Source organism: Clostridium sp. CTA-5, assembly GCF_054768135.1.
Genome location: NZ_BAAAAT010000002.1, coordinates 663,089 through 681,053, shown reverse-complemented (window position 1 = coordinate 681,053; position 17,965 = coordinate 663,089). Strand labels below are relative to the sequence as shown.

General features: G+C 27.0%; 13 protein-coding genes. 10 read left to right on the top strand and 3 right to left on the bottom strand.

What is annotated here, in order from left to right:
• Window positions 1–29 precede the first annotated feature (29 nt).
• Both ACYUET_RS08010 and ACYUET_RS08005 read left to right on the top strand, forming a co-directional pair.
• Window positions 30–1,379 (top strand): esterase/lipase family protein, encoded by a 1,350-nt coding sequence (locus tag ACYUET_RS08010; RefSeq protein WP_460278787.1) that lies wholly within the window; start codon window positions 30–32, stop codon window positions 1,377–1,379.
• Between the two features lie 151 nt (window positions 1,380–1,530).
• On the top strand, window positions 1,531–3,141 hold the full coding sequence (locus tag ACYUET_RS08005) for an esterase/lipase family protein (RefSeq protein WP_460278786.1): 1,611 nt from the start codon (window positions 1,531–1,533) through the stop codon (window positions 3,139–3,141).
• A 269-nt stretch (window positions 3,142–3,410) separates the two neighbouring features.
• Here the strand turns inward: ACYUET_RS08005 and ACYUET_RS08000 are convergent, their stop codons facing one another.
• Entirely contained in the window at window positions 3,411–3,863 is a 453-nt protein-coding gene (locus tag ACYUET_RS08000) for a peroxiredoxin (protein WP_460278785.1), read from the bottom strand.
• A gap of 382 nt (window positions 3,864–4,245) precedes the next feature.
• On the opposite strand from ACYUET_RS08000, the gene ACYUET_RS07995 reads away from it, so the two are divergent.
• From ACYUET_RS07995 to ACYUET_RS07980, 4 genes are all read left to right on the top strand, one after another.
• Complete coding sequence (locus ACYUET_RS07995; RefSeq protein ID WP_460278784.1) at window positions 4,246–5,415, top strand: amidohydrolase; 1,170 nt, start codon at window positions 4,246–4,248, stop codon at window positions 5,413–5,415.
• Between the two features lie 312 nt (window positions 5,416–5,727).
• Window positions 5,728–5,994, top strand: a complete 267-nt coding sequence (locus ACYUET_RS07990; RefSeq protein WP_460278783.1) for a metal-sensing transcriptional repressor — start codon at window positions 5,728–5,730, stop codon at window positions 5,992–5,994.
• Window positions 5,995–6,386: 392 nt separating this feature from the next.
• Window positions 6,387–8,825: a heavy metal translocating P-type ATPase gene (locus ACYUET_RS07985; RefSeq protein ID WP_460278782.1), complete on the top strand. Its 2,439-nt coding sequence runs from the start codon at window positions 6,387–6,389 to the stop codon at window positions 8,823–8,825.
• A 259-nt stretch (window positions 8,826–9,084) separates the two neighbouring features.
• Window positions 9,085–9,288 carry a heavy-metal-associated domain-containing protein gene (locus tag ACYUET_RS07980; protein WP_219779309.1) on the top strand — a complete coding sequence of 68 codons (204 nt, stop codon included), beginning with the start codon at window positions 9,085–9,087 and terminating at the stop codon, window positions 9,286–9,288.
• A gap of 169 nt (window positions 9,289–9,457) precedes the next feature.
• On the opposite strand, the gene phnD is transcribed toward ACYUET_RS07980, so the two are convergent.
• Window positions 9,458–11,341, bottom strand: coding sequence for a phosphate/phosphite/phosphonate ABC transporter substrate-binding protein (gene phnD / locus ACYUET_RS07975; RefSeq protein WP_460278781.1), 1,884 nt, complete (start codon window positions 11,339–11,341; stop codon window positions 9,458–9,460).
• A 484-nt stretch (window positions 11,342–11,825) separates the two neighbouring features.
• Between phnD and ACYUET_RS07970 the strand changes: the two genes are divergently transcribed.
• The 3 genes from ACYUET_RS07970 (at window position 11,826) to ACYUET_RS07960 (ending at window position 16,139) form a co-directional block, all read left to right on the top strand.
• Window positions 11,826–14,846 carry an EAL domain-containing protein gene (locus ACYUET_RS07970; protein WP_460278780.1) on the top strand — a complete coding sequence of 1,007 codons (3,021 nt, stop codon included), beginning with the start codon at window positions 11,826–11,828 and terminating at the stop codon, window positions 14,844–14,846.
• Between the two features lie 584 nt (window positions 14,847–15,430).
• Window positions 15,431–15,778: a hypothetical protein gene (locus tag ACYUET_RS07965; protein ID WP_460278779.1), complete on the top strand. Its 348-nt coding sequence runs from the start codon at window positions 15,431–15,433 to the stop codon at window positions 15,776–15,778.
• 154 nt (window positions 15,779–15,932) lie between these two features.
• On the top strand, window positions 15,933–16,139 hold the full coding sequence (locus ACYUET_RS07960; protein WP_460278778.1) for a hypothetical protein: 207 nt from the start codon (window positions 15,933–15,935) through the stop codon (window positions 16,137–16,139).
• A 395-nt stretch (window positions 16,140–16,534) separates the two neighbouring features.
• Here the strand turns inward: ACYUET_RS07960 and ACYUET_RS07955 are convergent, their stop codons facing one another.
• The gene (locus tag ACYUET_RS07955; protein ID WP_460278777.1) at window positions 16,535–16,942 is read right to left on the bottom strand and encodes a hemerythrin domain-containing protein; all 408 of its coding nucleotides are present in this window, start codon (window positions 16,940–16,942) and stop codon (window positions 16,535–16,537) included.
• Window positions 16,943–17,361: 419 nt separating this feature from the next.
• On the opposite strand from ACYUET_RS07955, the gene ACYUET_RS07950 reads away from it, so the two are divergent.
• Window positions 17,362–17,694, top strand: a complete 333-nt coding sequence (locus ACYUET_RS07950; protein ID WP_460278776.1) for a hypothetical protein — start codon at window positions 17,362–17,364, stop codon at window positions 17,692–17,694.
• Window positions 17,695–17,965: the final 271 nt, after the last annotated feature.

Below are 17,965 nucleotides of genomic sequence, written 5' to 3'. Positions count from 1 at the left end.
TTAAAATTATTGTATAGGGGTGTGGAAAAATGAAAAAGTCTTTAACTAAGTTAATAGGTATTTCACTATTAGCAGCTGCAATGACAGTTACAAGTTTTCCAATGAATGTAAGAGCAGCAGAAATTACAGAGCAAACAACAACAGAAAGTGCACAAGATGAATCATCTATGAAAAATTCACCATTATCAGTGGATTTAGATGAAGAAAAAACAGAAACTGTAGATTTATCTGCAACTAAAGAAGGAAATAATTATCCAGTTGTACTTGTACATGGATTTATGGGCTGGGGAAGAGATGAAGTAGGTGGATTTAAATACTGGGGAGGTACAGTAGACCTTCAAGAAAAAATGCGTGATGCTGGGTATGAAGTTTATACAGCTACAGTAGGTCCTGTATCTAGTAACTGGGATAGAGCTTGTGATCTTTATGCTTATATAGTAGGTGGAAGAGTAGATTACGGTGAAGCACATGCTAAAAAATTTGGACATGAAAGATATGGTAGAACATATCCAGGTATATACAAAAATATAAGTAATGAAAGAAAGATACATCTTGTTGGACATAGTATGGGTGGACAAACTGTTCGTGCACTTACACAATTATTAAGCGAAGGCTCTGAAGAAGAAAGAGCATATGGCCAAAATAATCTATCACCATTATTTGAGGGTGGAAAACACTGGATTCATAGTGTGACAACAATAGCAACACCAAATGATGGAACAACAGCAGCTGATGGAAATCCAATAGTTGATATGGCAAGTCCTGCTTTCGGGATTTTAGGAGCAGCAACAGGTCATAATGCTTTAGTTCAAAACGTATTTGATTTTAAACTAGACCAATGGGGATTAACAAAGAGAAGAAATGAATTACAATTTTCTTATTTAAGACGTCTTTTAAATAGTGATATATGGTATAAAACAAAGGATATATCAAGTTATGATTTATCAACATATGGAGCAGAAGAACTTAATAAATGGGTAAAAGCTCAACCAGATGTTTATTACTTCTCTTGGACAGTTTGTGCAACAAAAGAATCAATACTTACTGGACATCAAATTCCACAACCAGGGGTAATGAATAAGATGTTCTATCCAAATTCTTTTGTAATGGGTAAGTATACACGTAATGAAGCAGGCAAACCAGTTATAGATGAAAGTTGGTGGCCAAATGATGGTTATGTAAACTGCATAAGTGAAAATGGACCTAAATTAGGATCTCATGATGTTATTGTAGATTATGATGGTACTCCTGAAAAGGGTGAATGGAATGCAATGCCTACACTTATGAACATGGACCATGAAGATATAATAGGACGTTTTGGAAATGTTAAAAACTGGTATATAAATCGTTGCGAACAATTAAGTAAATTACCAATGTAGGAATTATAGTTAATAACTTGGTGGGGAAAAAATTCCCCATTAGGCTATTAATTTATATCTAAAAAGTATAAGTACAAGTTTATAAGATAAACAAAGCTATATAAATAAAGTCAAAATAATACCATATGTTTAAAAATAAGGGGGAAAAGAGATGAAGAGATCTTTAACTAAATTAATAGGTATTACTTTATTGGCGGTTTCTATGACACTAACAAGCTTTCCAGTAAATGCTAGAGCAGCTGAACCAATAAATGTGCCTCAAAGTACACAGGTGCAAACTGTTGATGATGAATCAATGTCTCAAGCATTAATTAAATCTGAAAAAAATATAGCTGAAGAAGTAGAAAATACGAAGCGTGATAAAGTACAAGAACCACAAAAAGGACCACAAAAACTAGATGTACAAGAAAAAAATGAAGAAAAAGAATCATTAAATACATCTGAAATAGATAAAAGCATTAATTTAGAAAATGAAATAACTAGTATTGAAAATGAAATTAGTAATATAGATAAAATAGAAAAGGAAGAAACTACTGATATTACTGAAGCGACTCCAGTAGAAGTACCTAATTTAGCAGCAACTAATATAACTGAAGGAAATGACTATCCAATTATTTTAGTTCATGGATTTTTGGGGTTTGGAAGAGATGAACTATTAGGATACAAATATTGGGGTGGAGTTGTTGACATTCAGGAAGAATTAAGAGATTTAGGTCACGAAACTTATACAGCAACAGTAGGACCTGTATCTAGTAACTGGGATAGAGCTTGTGAATTATATGCATACATAGTTGGTGGTACAGTAGACTATGGTGAAGCACATGCTAAAAAATTTGGACATGAAAGATATGGTAGAACATTTCCAGGAGTATACAAAAAAATAAGTGACGAGAATAAAATTCATTTAATCGGACATAGTATGGGAGGACAAACTATACGTACTTTAACACAATTATTAAGTGAAGGCTGTGAAGAAGAAAAGGCATGTGGACAAGAAAACTTATCACCATTATTTGAAGGCGGAAAACATTGGATCCATAGTGTAACAACAATAGCTACACCAAATAATGGAACAACTTTATCAGATGTAATGCCAGCCAGAGATTATTTAAGTGCTGTATTTGGTGCTTTGGGAAAAATAACAGGAAGTAATAAATTATTTAGCTCATTATATGATTTTAAATTAGATCAATGGGGATTAACAAGAGAACCAGGAGAACGATTTTGGGATTATAAAGAGAGAGTATTAAATAGTAATATATGGTATAAAACAAAAGACATAGCAAGTTATGATTTATCAACAAAAGGTGCAATAGAACTTAATAAATGGGTAAAAACTCAACCAGATGTTTATTATTTTTCTTGGACAACATGTGCAACAAGAGAGGAAATTTTAACAGGATATTCTATACCTAAAGTTGGACTAATACTTGGTTCAATGAATCCAGCATTTGTTCCGCAATCAATGAAAATGGGAAGTTATACACCACATATAAAAGGTATGCCTAATAGAGATCCAAGATGGTATCCAAATGATGGAGTTGTAAATACCTATAGCCAAGATGGACCAAAACTAGGTGAAAAACCTGTAATTAAAGATTTCGATAATATAAAAGATTTTTATAATAAAGTTAAAAAAGGAGAATGGAATGTGGTTCATAGATTTGACGAAATGGACCACATGGATGCAGTAGGAACATTTGGTGATGTTGAAGAATTATATACTAAACATGCAAAACAATTAAGTAATTTATCAAAATAAAATTAAAAAGTAATATTAAGAGCTGACTCTGTAATTTGAGTCAGCTCTATTAATTTGATTGGGATTAGTTATATATGTTCTAATTAAGTTAATATATTTATAATTTTTATAGAAAGTTATATCTTTAATTAACAATATATAGTTAGAAGCATATATATCATAAATTAGTGTGTGTAAAATATATGTAAATTAATTACAATCAACTAAGCTTTAAATTATAGTTGAAATTTTTCTATAAATATTATTTAAAACTTAGAGAATTACAATTGTTAGAGAGAGCTTAAAATATCATCAATGTGTCCTTTAACTTTAACTTTTCTAAATTCTTTAAGAAGGACTCCATCTTCATTAATTAAAAAAGTACTTCTTTCTATTCCAATAACCTTTTTTCCAAACATAGTTTTTTCTTTTAGTACATCATATAATGAACAAACAACTTTTTCTTCATCACTTAATAATAAAAATGGTAAGTTGAATTTAGTAATAAATTTATCATGAGAAGACAATTTATCTTTACTAATTCCAATTACTATTGAATTTTTATCTTGTATAGTAGTGTAATTATTTTTAAAATCACATGCTTCAGCTGTACATCCAGGTGTATTATCTTTTGGGTAAAAATACAAAATAACTTTTTTCCCTCTATAGTCACTTAATTTATGACTTTTTCCATCTGAACCCTTAAGCTCAAAATTAGGAGCTAAATCTCCGATATTAACCATAATATTTCACCTCCAATTATTAAAATTATTATATAATAATTATTATTAATTATCAATATAAATTTGTTGAAAAACATTATTTATAAAATGTTTTTAGTTATATCTATGTTCTATGATAAAAAGTCACTTAAAATATAGTTTTATTTATACATTGTTATGTTTTTTAATTAGCAGATAATACGTGAATTCTTTTAAAGATAAATTTATTTATATACTATCAATATTAATAGTTTAATATATTATAGATATTATACTATGATTATTATTTGGAATTTAATAATTGAATAATTGTAGATATTAAAGATAATATTAAAGGAGAATTGACAAGGGAAGTATAATTAAAAATTATAAATTAATTATAAATCTTGGGGAGGAAAATAAAGTGGGTAGAGAAAAGTTATTAAGTATATTTAAAAATTTAAATAATGAACTTATAAAAGTTTATCGTAAACTACATCAAAGTCCTGAATTACCAAATCAAGAGTTTGAAACTACAAATAGTTTAATAAGATTATTGGAAGATGTTGATATAGATATTATTGATTTAAATTTAAAAACAGGTTTAGTTGCAGAAATTAATGGGGGAGCTAAAGGACCAGTTATTGCTATTAGGTGTGATATAGATGCATTACCAATTGAAGAGGAAACAGATTTACCATATAAATCATTAATTAAAGGAAAGATGCATGCTTGTGGACATGATTTTCATATGGCTGTTATTTTGGGAGCAGTCTACTTGCTTAAAAAAAATGAACAAAATTTAAAGGGGAAAATTAAAGTTATATTTCAACCAGCAGAGGAAAGTGCAGATGGAGCTAAGAAAATTCTTCAGACTGGAGTTTTAGATGATGTTGACGTTATATTTGGTATTCATAATACACCAGATTTAGATAGTGGAGTTATTGGAATTAAAACTGGAGCAATGACTGCAGCTGTTGATAGATTTGAAATAGAGATATTAGGAGTAGGAAGTCATGCTGCAAAGCCAGAAAAGTCAATAGATCCAATTATAATTGCATCTAATATAGTTATGTCACTTCAAACGATAGTAAGTCGTAATATAAGTCCGACTAGTAACGCACTTTTAAGTGTAACTCACATAGAAAGTGGAAACACATGGAATGTAATTCCGGAATCAGCCTATATCGAAGGTACAGTTAGAACTTTAGATGAAAGTGACCGTAATTTAATATTTAAGAGAATGAATGAAATTATTAATGGTACAGCACAATTGTTTGGAGGAAGTGCAAAACTTATTTGGCATTCTTCTTCTCCAGCAACAAATAATACTGAAAATTGGGTTAAAGTATCAAGTGAAATAGCAAAGAATTTAAACCTTGATGTAAAAGAAGTTTCAATGGGATTAGAAGGTGAAGATTTTGCATATTATCAACAAAAGATACCAGGTGCTTTTATAATTGCTGGTATAGGAAAGTCATATGCACATCATCACCCTAAATTTCAAATAGATGAGAATGTGATTTTAGATTATGCAAAATATTTTGCGAGTTTAGCAGAAAAGTCATTAATAGAAATATCAAGTAAATGTTGATATTGTAGTATTAAAATTTATAGATGAAAAATTAAAGGAGAGTATGAAAATGCTAGAAGCTTCTTATTATTAGCAGTAGATATAGCAAAAGTAGCAAAAGGGACTGGGTTAAGTATAGATTTTGTAAAAAATTAAAAGATTAAATGAATTAGAATATATATTAAGGGGAATAAAAAACTTAGAGTAGTTTATTTAAAGTTAACTCTAAGTTTTTTATTGTACAGAAAATTATAGGATTTTTGAATTGACAAATTAAAAATTAATTATATAATATAATTATAATACACCCCCCTGGGGGGAGGAGGTAAAATTATGAGTGAAGAAAGAAAAAAGGCATTACAATCGTTAAAAACAGCAAAAGGTCAAATTGAAGGAATAATAAAAATGATTGAAGATGATAGATATTGTATAGATGTTGCAAATCAAATATTAGCAGCTCAATCGTTATTAAAAAAAGCAGATTTAATGATATTGCAAGGGCATTTACGTCATTGTGTAAAAGATGCTTGTCTTAACAATAATCCTGATGAAAAGATTGAAGAAATGAATAAAGTTTTAGAAAAAATACTTTCTAAATAGATAATATAAAGATAATCTGTGTTTTAAACCTATGTTAATATTACAGTATAAACAAAGTTCTTAGTCTCAGTAAAACTTGCTTTCATCTGAGGGTTAGAAATTGTTATCCAGGAGCGTGTAGCTGTTATGAAATTACAGATGCTAGCTATCGGATAAAGCTCATGGACAGAACTTAAATAGGAAACTCGACTCATATGCATTCGCTGAGTAAGTTCAAAGAACCAAATATAAAATTTGGATTTTCACTTAAGAGTTCTAAAAAGCAAATTCCAATGCTAATTCGCCCTTATACTAAAATATCAACATTTACTTAAAACATAGTCAATATAGAAACTTTATTAAAATTATAATTAAATTAACTGATTTATCGAGAAAATTTTGGAGGTGAATATATGATTAAAAAGGCATTTAAGATAGAAGGAATGAGTTGTTCAGCATGTGCAAACAGAGTTGAGAGAGTAATAAAGAAATTAGAGGGAATAGATAATGCAAATGTTAATTTTGCTACAGAAACTTTAAATGTAGAGTTTGATGAAAATAAATTAAATAATCAAAATATAGAAGATGCAGTTGTAAAGGCTGGATATGGAGTTAAGAAAAATATAAAGACTTATAATTTTAAAGTTGAAGGAATGACATGTTCAGCATGTGCAAATAGAGTTGAAAGAGTTACTAGAAAATTAGAAGGTGTAGAAGAATCATCTGTTAATTTTGCAACTGAAAGATTAACTATATCAATAGATGAAGATGAAATAAATTATGGTCAAATAAGGAGTGTAGTAGATAAAGCTGGATATAAGCTTATTGATGAGGAGTCAATCCAAAAAGAAAGTGAAGATAAAAAGGAAGAAAGTCCTTCGAAGCAATTATTAATAAGATTTATTATATCAGTAGTTTTAACAATACCATTATTGATAATAAGCATGGGACATATGGTTGGAATGGAACTTCCATCTATAATTGATCCAATGATGAATCCTTTAAATTTTGCATTAATACAAGCTATACTAACACTTCCAGTAATGATAGTAGGATATAAATTTTATAAAGTTGGATTAAAAAATTTATTTAAATTGAGTCCTAATATGGATTCATTAATATCCATAGGTACTTTAGCGGCATTCTTATATGGAGTGTTTGCCGTATTTAAAATTAATCAAGGAAATCATGAATATGCAATGCACTTATATTTTGAATCAGCAAGTGTAATTTTAACATTAATAACATTAGGAAAATATTTAGAAGCAGTTTCAAAAGGGAAAACATCACAAGCTATTAAAGCATTGATGGGCTTAGCACCTAAGACTGCAACTATTATAAGAGATAATAATGAAATAATTGTTAAAGTAGAAGAAGTTATGGTTGGAGATATTATTTTAGTTAAACCAGGAGAAAAGCTTCCGGTTGATGGGGAAGTTATCGAGGGAAGTACAGCAATTGATGAATCTATGCTTACAGGAGAAAGTATTCCAGTTGAAAAGACAATAGGTAACAGTGTTATTGGAGCAAGCATTAATAAAACTGGATTTATAAAGTATAGAGCAACAAAAGTAGGAAAAGACACAGCTTTAGCTCAAATCATTAAATTAGTTGAAGATGCACAAGGTTCAAAAGCGCCTATAGCAAAACTTGCTGATATTATTGCAGCATATTTTGTACCAACAGTGATTGGATTAGCTATTATTTCATCATTAGCATGGTTAATAGCTGGAGAATCTTCTATTTTTGCATTAACAATATTTATTTCTGTATTAGTAATAGCATGTCCATGTGCTCTGGGTTTAGCAACACCAACAGCAATCATGGTTGGAACAGGTAAAGGAGCAGAAAATGGTGTGTTAATTAAAGGTGGAGAAGCTTTAGAAACTACCTATAAATTAAATACTGTAGTATTTGATAAAACAGGGACTATAACAGAGGGAAAACCAAAAGTAACAGACATTATATGTAATGATATTTCAGAAGATGAGATATTAATTTTAGCTGCAAGTGCTGAAAAAGGTTCTGAACATCCATTAGGAGAAGCTATTGTAAAAGAAGCAAATGATAGATGTCTAGAATTAAAGAAAGTTGATGGATTTGAAGCTATACCTGGTCATGGAATAGAGGCAATGATTGACGAAAACAAAGTTTTCCTAGGAAATAAAAAGTTAATGATACAGAAAAATGTAGATATATCAGTATTAAATGAAAGAGCAGACTTACTAGCTAATGAGGGCAAAACACCTATGTATATAGCTATTAATTCAGAAATAAAGGGAATAATATCAGTAGCAGATACTGTTAAGGAAAGTAGTAAAGATGCTATAAAAATCCTTCATGATATGGGAATAAAAGTAGCAATGATTACAGGTGATAATAAAAGTACAGCAAATGCAATAGCTAAACAAGTTGGAATAGATATAGTTTTAGCAGAAGTATTACCAGAAGATAAAGCAAATGAAGTGACTAAGCTTCAAGCAAATGGAGATAAAGTTGGTATGGTTGGAGATGGAATCAATGATGCACCAGCACTTGCTAAAGCTGACATAGGAATTGCAATAGGTTCAGGGACAGATGTAGCAATAGAATCAGCAGATATAGTTCTTATGAGAAGTGACTTAATGGATGTATCAACAGCTATTAAATTAAGTAAAGCAACCATCAAAAATATAAAAGAAAATTTAGGATGGGCATTTGGATATAATATATTAGGAATACCAGTAGCTATGGGAATACTTCATATTTTTGGAGGACCACTTTTAAATCCAATGATAGCAGCTGGAGCAATGAGTTTTAGTTCAGTATCAGTATTATTAAACGCTTTAAGGCTTAGAAATTTCAAAGCTTAAAATATTAAAAATACATTATGTTTTAAATGAATGTTGATATTATAGTATAAAGCTCATGGACAGAGGAATTTACTTTAAGAACTCTAAAATAAAGCTTAGTCCAATTAATGCATGTTCCCAATCTAAGATTGCTGACAAGCAATTAATTGTACAAATCTTCATTAAGAGTTCTAAAAAGCAAATTCCAATGCCAGTTCGCCCTTATACTAAAATATCAACACTTAATCAAAATATAGATGATTTGGGAGGAATTGAGAGTATGAAAAAGAAAATTTTAATTGAAGGCATGAGTTGTAATCATTGTGTAGGTCATGTAAAGAATGCTTTAGAAGGGTTAGATGGAGTAACTTCAGTAGAGGTAAGCTTACAGGATAAATATGCTTTAGTAGAAACAACAGTAAGTGATCAAGTTTTAAAAGATGCAATAGAAGATGAAGGATATGATGTTGTAGGAATTGAATAATTAAAACTTATATAAAAATAAAAATATGTTTTAATAGCTAAATTTCCATTATATTGAAAAAGCAATATACATTTAAAACACATAAAAAAGGTTGTCCTAATTAATAGGGCAACCTTACTTTTGATTTTAGCTATATTTTACAATATCAACATTTACTTAAAACATAGCCTTAGTTTTTCATAACTTTTCTGATTAGATCATAATTAGAATCGTTTGCTTCAATAAAACCAGTAACAGGCGTTGTTATATTACTAAAGTCATTAAATTCAACAAATGCTTTTTTGATAAGTTCTATACGTTCAGAATCCATATCAGGACTTACTGCAATAGCATCTTTTTGTATATTATCGGTCATAGAGATTATCTTTAGATTGTCCACATTAAGACCATTAATTTTTGCCTTATCAAATGCTTCATTATAAGTAGCACCAGCATCAAAAGATCCATTTAATACTCCATCAATAACGTTATCATGACTTCCAGCAAAAGATATATTAGAGAATAATCTATCAGGATTCATGTTATTCTCTTTGAAAATATGTCTAGCATATAAATATCCAGAAGCACTATTTTTATCAACATAAGCAAAAGTTTTATTCCTTAAATCTTCTAAAGTATTAATTCCAGATGATTTACTAGCAATAATATAGCCATTATAATAAGTTTTACCATTAACACGTGGAGTAACCAAAGGTATAACGTTTGCGGTTTGCTTAGCTATAACATAAGCAAATGGAGAGAACCATCCCATATCAATAGTACCTTTTTTAATTTGATCGCTAAGTGCGTCATAATCTTTAACAATTATGATTCTTGGAGTAAGATTTATGCTTTTAAATAATCTTTCTAAAATAGGAAGATACATTTTTTTTATGTCAGCAGGAGATGTAAAAGGATTAATTCCGATTATAATTTCATTTTCTCCTTTAAGGCTACTCATTTGATATTGTAAATTTTCAGAAGCAGTACTCAATGTTCCACAGTAATTAAGTAATTCATCTACTTTACTTTCATGTCTTTCAATCATATCAATAGAATCAAGCGTTTCACGATTTGTATCTTCAATAGTACATGTTAAATGACTAAGAGCTTGTTCTATATCAAATGCAACTTGAGTATTTGAGCTGGAAACATCCGTTAAATTTAAAATAGAATCTTTAATATGTGCCATTGCTTTATAACTATTAGATAAAACTTTTAATGTATTATTAGAAATTTCATCAAGTTCGTTTATTGTGTTTTTAGAATTTTCAGTTGCCACATGTGTATCTTGAATGTTTAAAAGAAGGTCTTTAACATTCTGATCAATTTCTCTTGCAAATTTATCTGTTTCATCAGCTAGTTTTCTAATTTCATTAGCTACAACAGAAAATCCACGTCCAGCATCACCAGCTCGTGCTGCTTCAATTGATGCGTTTAATGCAAGTAAATTTGTCTGGCTTGAAATATCATGTATGTATTCTACAAATTTATTTATACTATTAGATGAATCATGAAGCTTTGAATTAGTTTCTAAAGAAATATCGGACATTTTCTTTATTTCTGATAATAAAGAAATAGTATTAGTCATTGCTGATTTACTTTTTTCAAGTATAGAAATAGTATCATCGGTTTTTTCTTCTACTGTTGAAATACTTTTGTCAATTTTTTCACAACTAGATACGACCTCATGAATCCCTGATTCAACTGTTTCAATACAAGCTAAATTAGTCGTAGAAAAATCTGAAATAATTTTATTTTTTTCGACTAAATGTGAAAAAGCTTCTTTGCTTTGTTTAGAAATCCATAAAAGATGTTCTACATCAAATCCCATTGTTTCAATCATGGAGTGTATATTTTTATATACTTCCTGTTGGCAATCATTTGAATCATCAATGTCAATGTTATTTGAATTATAAGTTAAAGTATCACAATAATAAAAATAAGATAATATCAATATAAAAGTAATTAAACAAACAAGCAGTTTTAGTAATTTGTTTTCTATCAGGAAAGCAATACATATACTACTTAAAATGCTTAAAAGAATAGGTAATATATATTTTTTTATTCTCATAAATCCCGTCCCCCTATATAAGGTAATTGATATTGTAATCCCAGTCCAGTATATATAAATTATCCCACAAATGGGGATTTAATTCAATAAAAACATGAATTCGTTTACTAAGGTTTGCAATACAATTTATTAAAGAAAAAAACATTATTAATATATCCTTAAATGTATTAAAAAGTAATAAATTCAAAATATAGGTAGATTAAGAATGTATATTACATTATAATTTAGATAGTATAAATTTTACTAACTAAATTAATAGTACATTATGTCTGACAACTAGAAAATATTAATGTATAGCAAATTTAGGCATATGAAAAAATAATAGTTCAAAGATGTGACGTATATTTTGTTTTAGACAAGGAGAAAAAATTAATTGATAGAGGCTGTTTTAGTTTGATTTACTGACAAAATAGTACTTAAAATATACAAGCATATTGGTCTATTATTTTTTTTGAATATGCCTTAAATAAATAGAGGTTAAGGTATGAGTAAAAATTTTTTTAAGAGTAATTCAATAACTAAAAAATTATTAATGCCGATGATAGTTGCACTAATTGTACAAGCCATATTCTTTGCGAGTGCAATTTTATGGAGTGGGGCGCTAGATGAACTTGATGATAATGTATTTAATATATTAAATGAAAGAGTCACATATCGTAATAAATATTTAGAAAGTGAGATGAAAAATCGCTGGAGCGATTTAGAAGATTCAACAAACCTAATTAATATTAAAATTGAAAATATATTAAAAAACAGAGGATTAACAACAAATTATATAAAGAATGATAAAAATTTATCAATAGACCTATTAGAAGAAATATCACATGATTTAGTAGTTATATTAAAACATAATGATGTTGATGCCTCTTTTTTAATTCTAGATAATAATTTCAGTGAAAAATCAAATTATCAAAATGATATTATAGAGAAATCAGGAATATATATAAGAAGTTTTGATAATAAAGATGATTTAAAAAATCCATCAAACGTAGTTTTGGAAAGAGGACCTATAAGTATATTAAACAGATTAGATATAAATAAAAGTAAAAATTGGAATGAAAATTTTAATTTTAATTTAAATGATAATAGCGAAAATATTAATTTTTTTATAAAACCACTTAATGCAGCTAAAAAATATAATGCTTTACCAAGTAATAGTTTAGGTTATTGGAATAATCCTTTTAGTTTAAATAAAGATGAAGAAAAGGAGATAACATACTCTTTACCACTAAAAGATAGTGATGGTAATGTATATGGAATATTAGGAGTAGCTATAAATGTTGATGTTATAAATGATATGTTGCCATATAAAGAATTAGATTCAAAGAATAGAGGAGCCTATTTTATTGGTTTAAATAATGATAAAAATAAATTTAATACTATGCTATTAAATAAAGATAATAGTAAAAATAACTTTGAAAATTTTGAAAGTATTAGTGTAAGTAATAGTGTACTGTATAATAATTTTTATGAGTTAAAATTAGGAGATCAACAAGCAAATCAAGGAATGCTTGGATGTGCTAAGTCCTTGCAGTTATATGATGATAATAGTCCATTTTCTAATGAAAAATGGGCATTAATTGGAATTGTGAAAAAGGATAGTTTATTACAATCCATAAAATTCATAAAAAAATCATTGATATTATCAATATGTATAGCTACAGTTATAGGAATCTTTACTGTTTTATTAGGGGGAAGTACTGTAATAAGGCCAATCATGAATCTAGCAAAAAAAGTTAGAGGGAGTGATCCAAAACAACCAGTACTTCTTGAAAAGATAAAAATAATGGAAATTGATGATTTATCATCAGCCATTGAAACATTGAGTGCTAAAGTGGCAGATTCAGCCTCAAAATTATCTCAAATAATATCTCTTTTAAACATGCCAATTGGAGCATTTGAATATAAAAAGGATGATGACATAGTATTTTGTACAGAAGCATTTTTTAGTGTGCTTGGTGTTGAGGCTATTAAGAGAGATTGCACTTATGTAGACAAAGCTTTTTTTAAGGAGATAATAGCAGAACTAACTAGGAATTCTAGAATATTTTGTGATGGTATATATGATATTGAAAAAGGTAATGGGGAGAGTATATGGGTAAAATTAAGAACTTTTGATGATGGAGCGAGAATCTTAGGTGTAATTTCTGATGTCACACAAGATATACTTGAAAAACGGAAAATTGAATATGAAAGAGATTATGATTCTTTAACTAATATATTAAATAGACGAGCGTTTTATAATATTGTAACTAAGAAATTAGAGGAAGACAATATTGGAATAGGAGCTTTTGTAATGTGGGATTTAGATAATCTTAAGTATGTAAATGATATATATGGGCATGATTATGGAGATAAATACATTAAAAAGGCTGCATCAATATTGAAAAAGTTTACAAGGTACAATGGAATAGTTGCAAGAATGTCAGGTGATGAATTCTATGTTTTTATCTATGGATATGATAGTAAGGAAGAAATAAGGGAAATAATAAAAAATGTACACAAAACCATGAAATCTAGTAATATAGTTTTACCTAATAAAAGTGAATTAAAGATAAGAGCATCAGCAGGAATTGCTTGGTATCCGTATGATTCAATTAGTTATGAAGAACTTGCAAAATACTCAGATTTTGCAATGTATAAAATCAAGAATACAGTAAAAGGATACTTAAATGAATTTAATATGGAAGATTATAAAAAAGATTCATTCTTATTAAATAGTAAAGAAGAATTAAATAAATTAATTGATAATGAACTTGTGAGATATGCATTTCAACCAATAGTTGATGCACATACTGGAAAAATATATGGTTATGAGGCTCTTATGAGATCACAACTTGAAGAACTAAAAAATCCAATTGATATAATAAGATTAGCAACATCTCAATTTAAATTATATCAAATAGAAAAACTTACATGGTTTAAGACTCTTGAAGTATTTGCTTGTAATAATGAAAAATTTGAAGATGCAAAATTATTTATAAATTCTATTCCTAATTATGTATTGTCAGATGAAGATTTATATGATTTGGAATATTTATATGGCTCTTATACTAATAAAATAGTTTTCGAATTGCTTGAAAATGAAAGGTCAAATAGAAATCTCATATTTAAGAAAAGAAATATCGCTACAAAATGGAACTCTAATATTGCAATAGATGATTTTGGTGCTGGATATAATAATGAAGCATTATTATTAGATATAACTCCTGATATAGTTAAGATTGATATGGAAATTGTAAGAGGTATTGATAAAGATTTAAATAGACAACAGATATTAAAAAATATTATTTCATATTCAAAAGATAGAGAAATTAAGATTGTTGCAGAAGGAGTAGAAACAAAGGAAGAATTAGAAATATTAATAGAATTTGGAGTAGATTATCTTCAAGGATATTATTTAAGTAAACCAGATTTTGATCCTCCAAAAATATCTGAAGATATAGTGCAAGAAATTATAGCTTTGAATTCTAAAGTTAATGAAAAAGACATTATTGAAATGTAGCTATTAGAAAGGTTGTCTCAAAACATACATTTAGATATATTTTTATTTATTATATCTAAATGTATGTTGATATTAAGTATAAAATTGAATTCTTTTATTTATGAATTTTATACTTAATATATATGTTCTAATTAAGGTATAAATTAAATTTAAATAAAAAATGTAGCTCATAAAGGTTGTAGATATATTGTTTTAGGAAATTATTTGTTTTTTTACCTTATTGAAGGTACAAATATATTTATTAATAGGATTTTATATGGTACTAGGGATTACAAAACAATATTTAATATGAATTTATTAAATTAAGTAATCTTAGAATTATTCTAGTATAAATTAGTAAAAGATATATCAGTAGGCACAGTTTGTTTTCTTTAATATCAGTTAGTAGGGAGTTTCCTGCTATTTTTTTATATTTAAAAAAGTGAAATTTTGGATGAAAATAATATGAACAACATCTAATAACATATCATGATATTCACCAAATTTATTATGTTCTACTTGAAATTAGATATACTTTGTTTAGACAAACTTTTTATAAGTAATATGTTATAACATAAGTAAGTTTAATTTTTGAGGAGAGATTTATGCAAAAAAGATATTTAATAATATTTTCTTTAATAATTGTAAGTATGTTTACAATTCGATTTATATATGTTTATAATCAAAAAAATAGCTTAAACACTTTTATGTTTAATAATAATGTGTATATTGTAACTAATGAAAAAATAAGTGAAGATCTTGTAGATGAAGAATTAGGGAAGATTAATCGTAAAACTAATAAATATCCAAAGATTAATTTAGAAGCTTCAAAATTGCAGGTTAATACACCTATATATCAGTATAAAGACTCAAGTGATGATGAATTATTTTCTGTTAAGATAATAAAGTATGATAATAAATATTATGTATGTAGAAAGATAATAGATAATTAAATAATATATTGATCTTTTATATCATAATAATAGAGAATTTTAAAACAAAATTGATGAAAAGTAAATTCTAGTATTCAGTATATTAGAATACTAGAAATATTTTAGATTATCTTATATTAAAAAGAAACTGTTGCATTAATTCATGAGGTGTTTAATGAAAAAAATACATTTTTTTATAATTCAATTTATAGTTTTTTTGGGTTATGTGTTTTTTGCTTGTTATCTTAGAAAAACAACACAAAATCCAGAAAATATTCATTTATTATTTGATGGAACAGCTAGATATATTTTAAATTTAAAATATATTTTGGGTTTAATTATGGCTTTGCTTGGACTATGCATTATTTTTAAAAAGAATTAAACATTAAATAATTTGAAACGTATAATGATTAAATTTTATATAAATTAGGCAGGAATTGTTGTTGATATAAATTGGGCAGGGATTTATAATATATATTCTCAATAAAAAGTAAAAGGATGTTAAATTTATGAAAACAAATCTGTTATTCTATATAAAATTAATTGTTATAATATATGTTCTATCTATCACTACATTAGAATTTATTGATATAATTTCATTTAAAAGTTTTAATAGATTACTTTTTCCTGCAATTATTTTTTCGCTTTATTGCATTATGAAAAAAATTAATAAAAAATCAGGTAATATTTTTGTATTACCTGATTTTTTTATAATTGTTAATCTTTAAAGTATAAGAATAGTTACTATAATAGTACATTTTTACTTAAATAATTTCATTAAATTAATTTATACAATTCAGATTCTTCTTTTGATATTCTCTTTTTAATTTCTTTTAAAATCATATTTGTTTCATGTATAAATCCGCCAATATTTGTATTTATTTTATTTTTAGTGTTGTGGTTATCTTTATAAGTTGTAAATATATTAGATATATTACCCATTTCAGTTATATATAAATTGGCTAAATTTTTTAAATTATTATCATTTCCATTAATTAAAGTAGGATATAAAAATTTATCCTCAGAAGCTAAATGCACATTTAATTTACCAGCTAGCTTATTTATATGACTAACAAATTCATCTAAGTATTCTATATAATCAGATTTATTTATTATTTTATCAATATGGTTTACTTCTTCAAGAATTTCCTTATGTTGTCTTAAAAAACTATTTATATTTATCATTTAGTATCACTCCTATTTATAACTTGCTAGATTATATTTAGATTATATATGGATATTAAGGATTAATATGTAACAAAAGTTACGAAAAATTAAAAATTATTTAGTTAAGTTAGAAAAATAAAGAAAAGTAAAGATAAATTAAATAAAAATTAATTTTAATATGGTTTTTTAAGAAAAATATAACTTGCAAATATATACGAACATATGTACGATATAAGTATGAGGCACATGAAATAAAATAATAGGCCAAAGAGGCGTTTTATATTCTGTGCCAGAAAAGGAAGCAAGTTCAATTAATAGTGAACTTATTAACTGAACTTGCTGATACAGTATGTCTCAAAATAGACGAGCATACTGGTCTATTAATTTTTTTGAATATGCTTAAAGTTTATGAATGATATTGAAAGGTGGTTAGGTTTTTGGAAAATAATACATCACAAATAACATTAAAAGAAGTAATAGGATTAGATTTAGCGATTAAAAAAGCTGCAAAAAATCTTATAGATTCAGCAGCAAAAAAACTTATAGATTCAGATCATGATAACAAAGATAATAAAGCTTGGTGGAAAGAAAAAGCTCTTTATGAGGGTGCTAACATGATTAGTAATGCTGAAAAACGTGGTGAAGAACGTGGGAAAAAAGAAAAGGCATTAGAAATTGCAAGCAAATTATTATTAATGGGTTTAAGATTAGAAGAAATTTCAGATGTTATAGGGTTACCAGTTGATGAATTATACAAATTAAAAGCCTAATACACTTTTACTAATATATATGTTTTAAAAATAGTATTTATATTTTAGTATAAACGGAATTATTAGCATAAGATAAAGCTTGTCTTAGTTGGCAGTTAGAGTCGTTATACACCAAGTCTAGGAACGTGTAGCTGTTATGAAATTACAGATACTAGCTACTGTATAAAGCTTATTAAATTATACATTTTAACTATGGGATAAAGTTCATAATATATAAGTTCCAATAAAGTTTGTTTATTAATATAAATTTTAAAATATTTATAAATGTTAT

Bases quoted from the DNA above. Each gene is read 5' to 3' on its own strand.
- ACYUET_RS07990 (WP_460278783.1), top strand. From the start codon at position 5,728: ATGAGTGAAGAAAGAAAAAAGGCATTACAATCGTTAAAAACAGCAAAA.
- ACYUET_RS08005 (WP_460278786.1), top strand. From the start codon at position 1,531: ATGAAGAGATCTTTAACTAAATTAATAGGTATTACTTTATTGGCGGTT.
- ACYUET_RS07985 (WP_460278782.1), top strand. From the start codon at position 6,387: ATGATTAAAAAGGCATTTAAGATAGAAGGAATGAGTTGTTCAGCATGT.
- ACYUET_RS07960 (WP_460278778.1), top strand. From the start codon at position 15,933: ATGAAAAAAATACATTTTTTTATAATTCAATTTATAGTTTTTTTGGGT.
- ACYUET_RS07970 (WP_460278780.1), top strand. From the start codon at position 11,826: ATGAGTAAAAATTTTTTTAAGAGTAATTCAATAACTAAAAAATTATTA.
- ACYUET_RS07980 (WP_219779309.1), top strand. From the start codon at position 9,085: ATGAAAAAGAAAATTTTAATTGAAGGCATGAGTTGTAATCATTGTGTA.
- ACYUET_RS07965 (WP_460278779.1), top strand. From the start codon at position 15,431: ATGCAAAAAAGATATTTAATAATATTTTCTTTAATAATTGTAAGTATG.
- ACYUET_RS08010 (WP_460278787.1), top strand. From the start codon at position 30: ATGAAAAAGTCTTTAACTAAGTTAATAGGTATTTCACTATTAGCAGCT.
- ACYUET_RS07955 (WP_460278777.1), bottom strand. From the start codon at position 16,942: ATGATAAATATAAATAGTTTTTTAAGACAACATAAGGAAATTCTTGAA.
- phnD (WP_460278781.1), bottom strand. From the start codon at position 11,341: ATGAGAATAAAAAAATATATATTACCTATTCTTTTAAGCATTTTAAGT.
- ACYUET_RS08000 (WP_460278785.1), bottom strand. From the start codon at position 3,863: ATGGTTAATATCGGAGATTTAGCTCCTAATTTTGAGCTTAAGGGTTCA.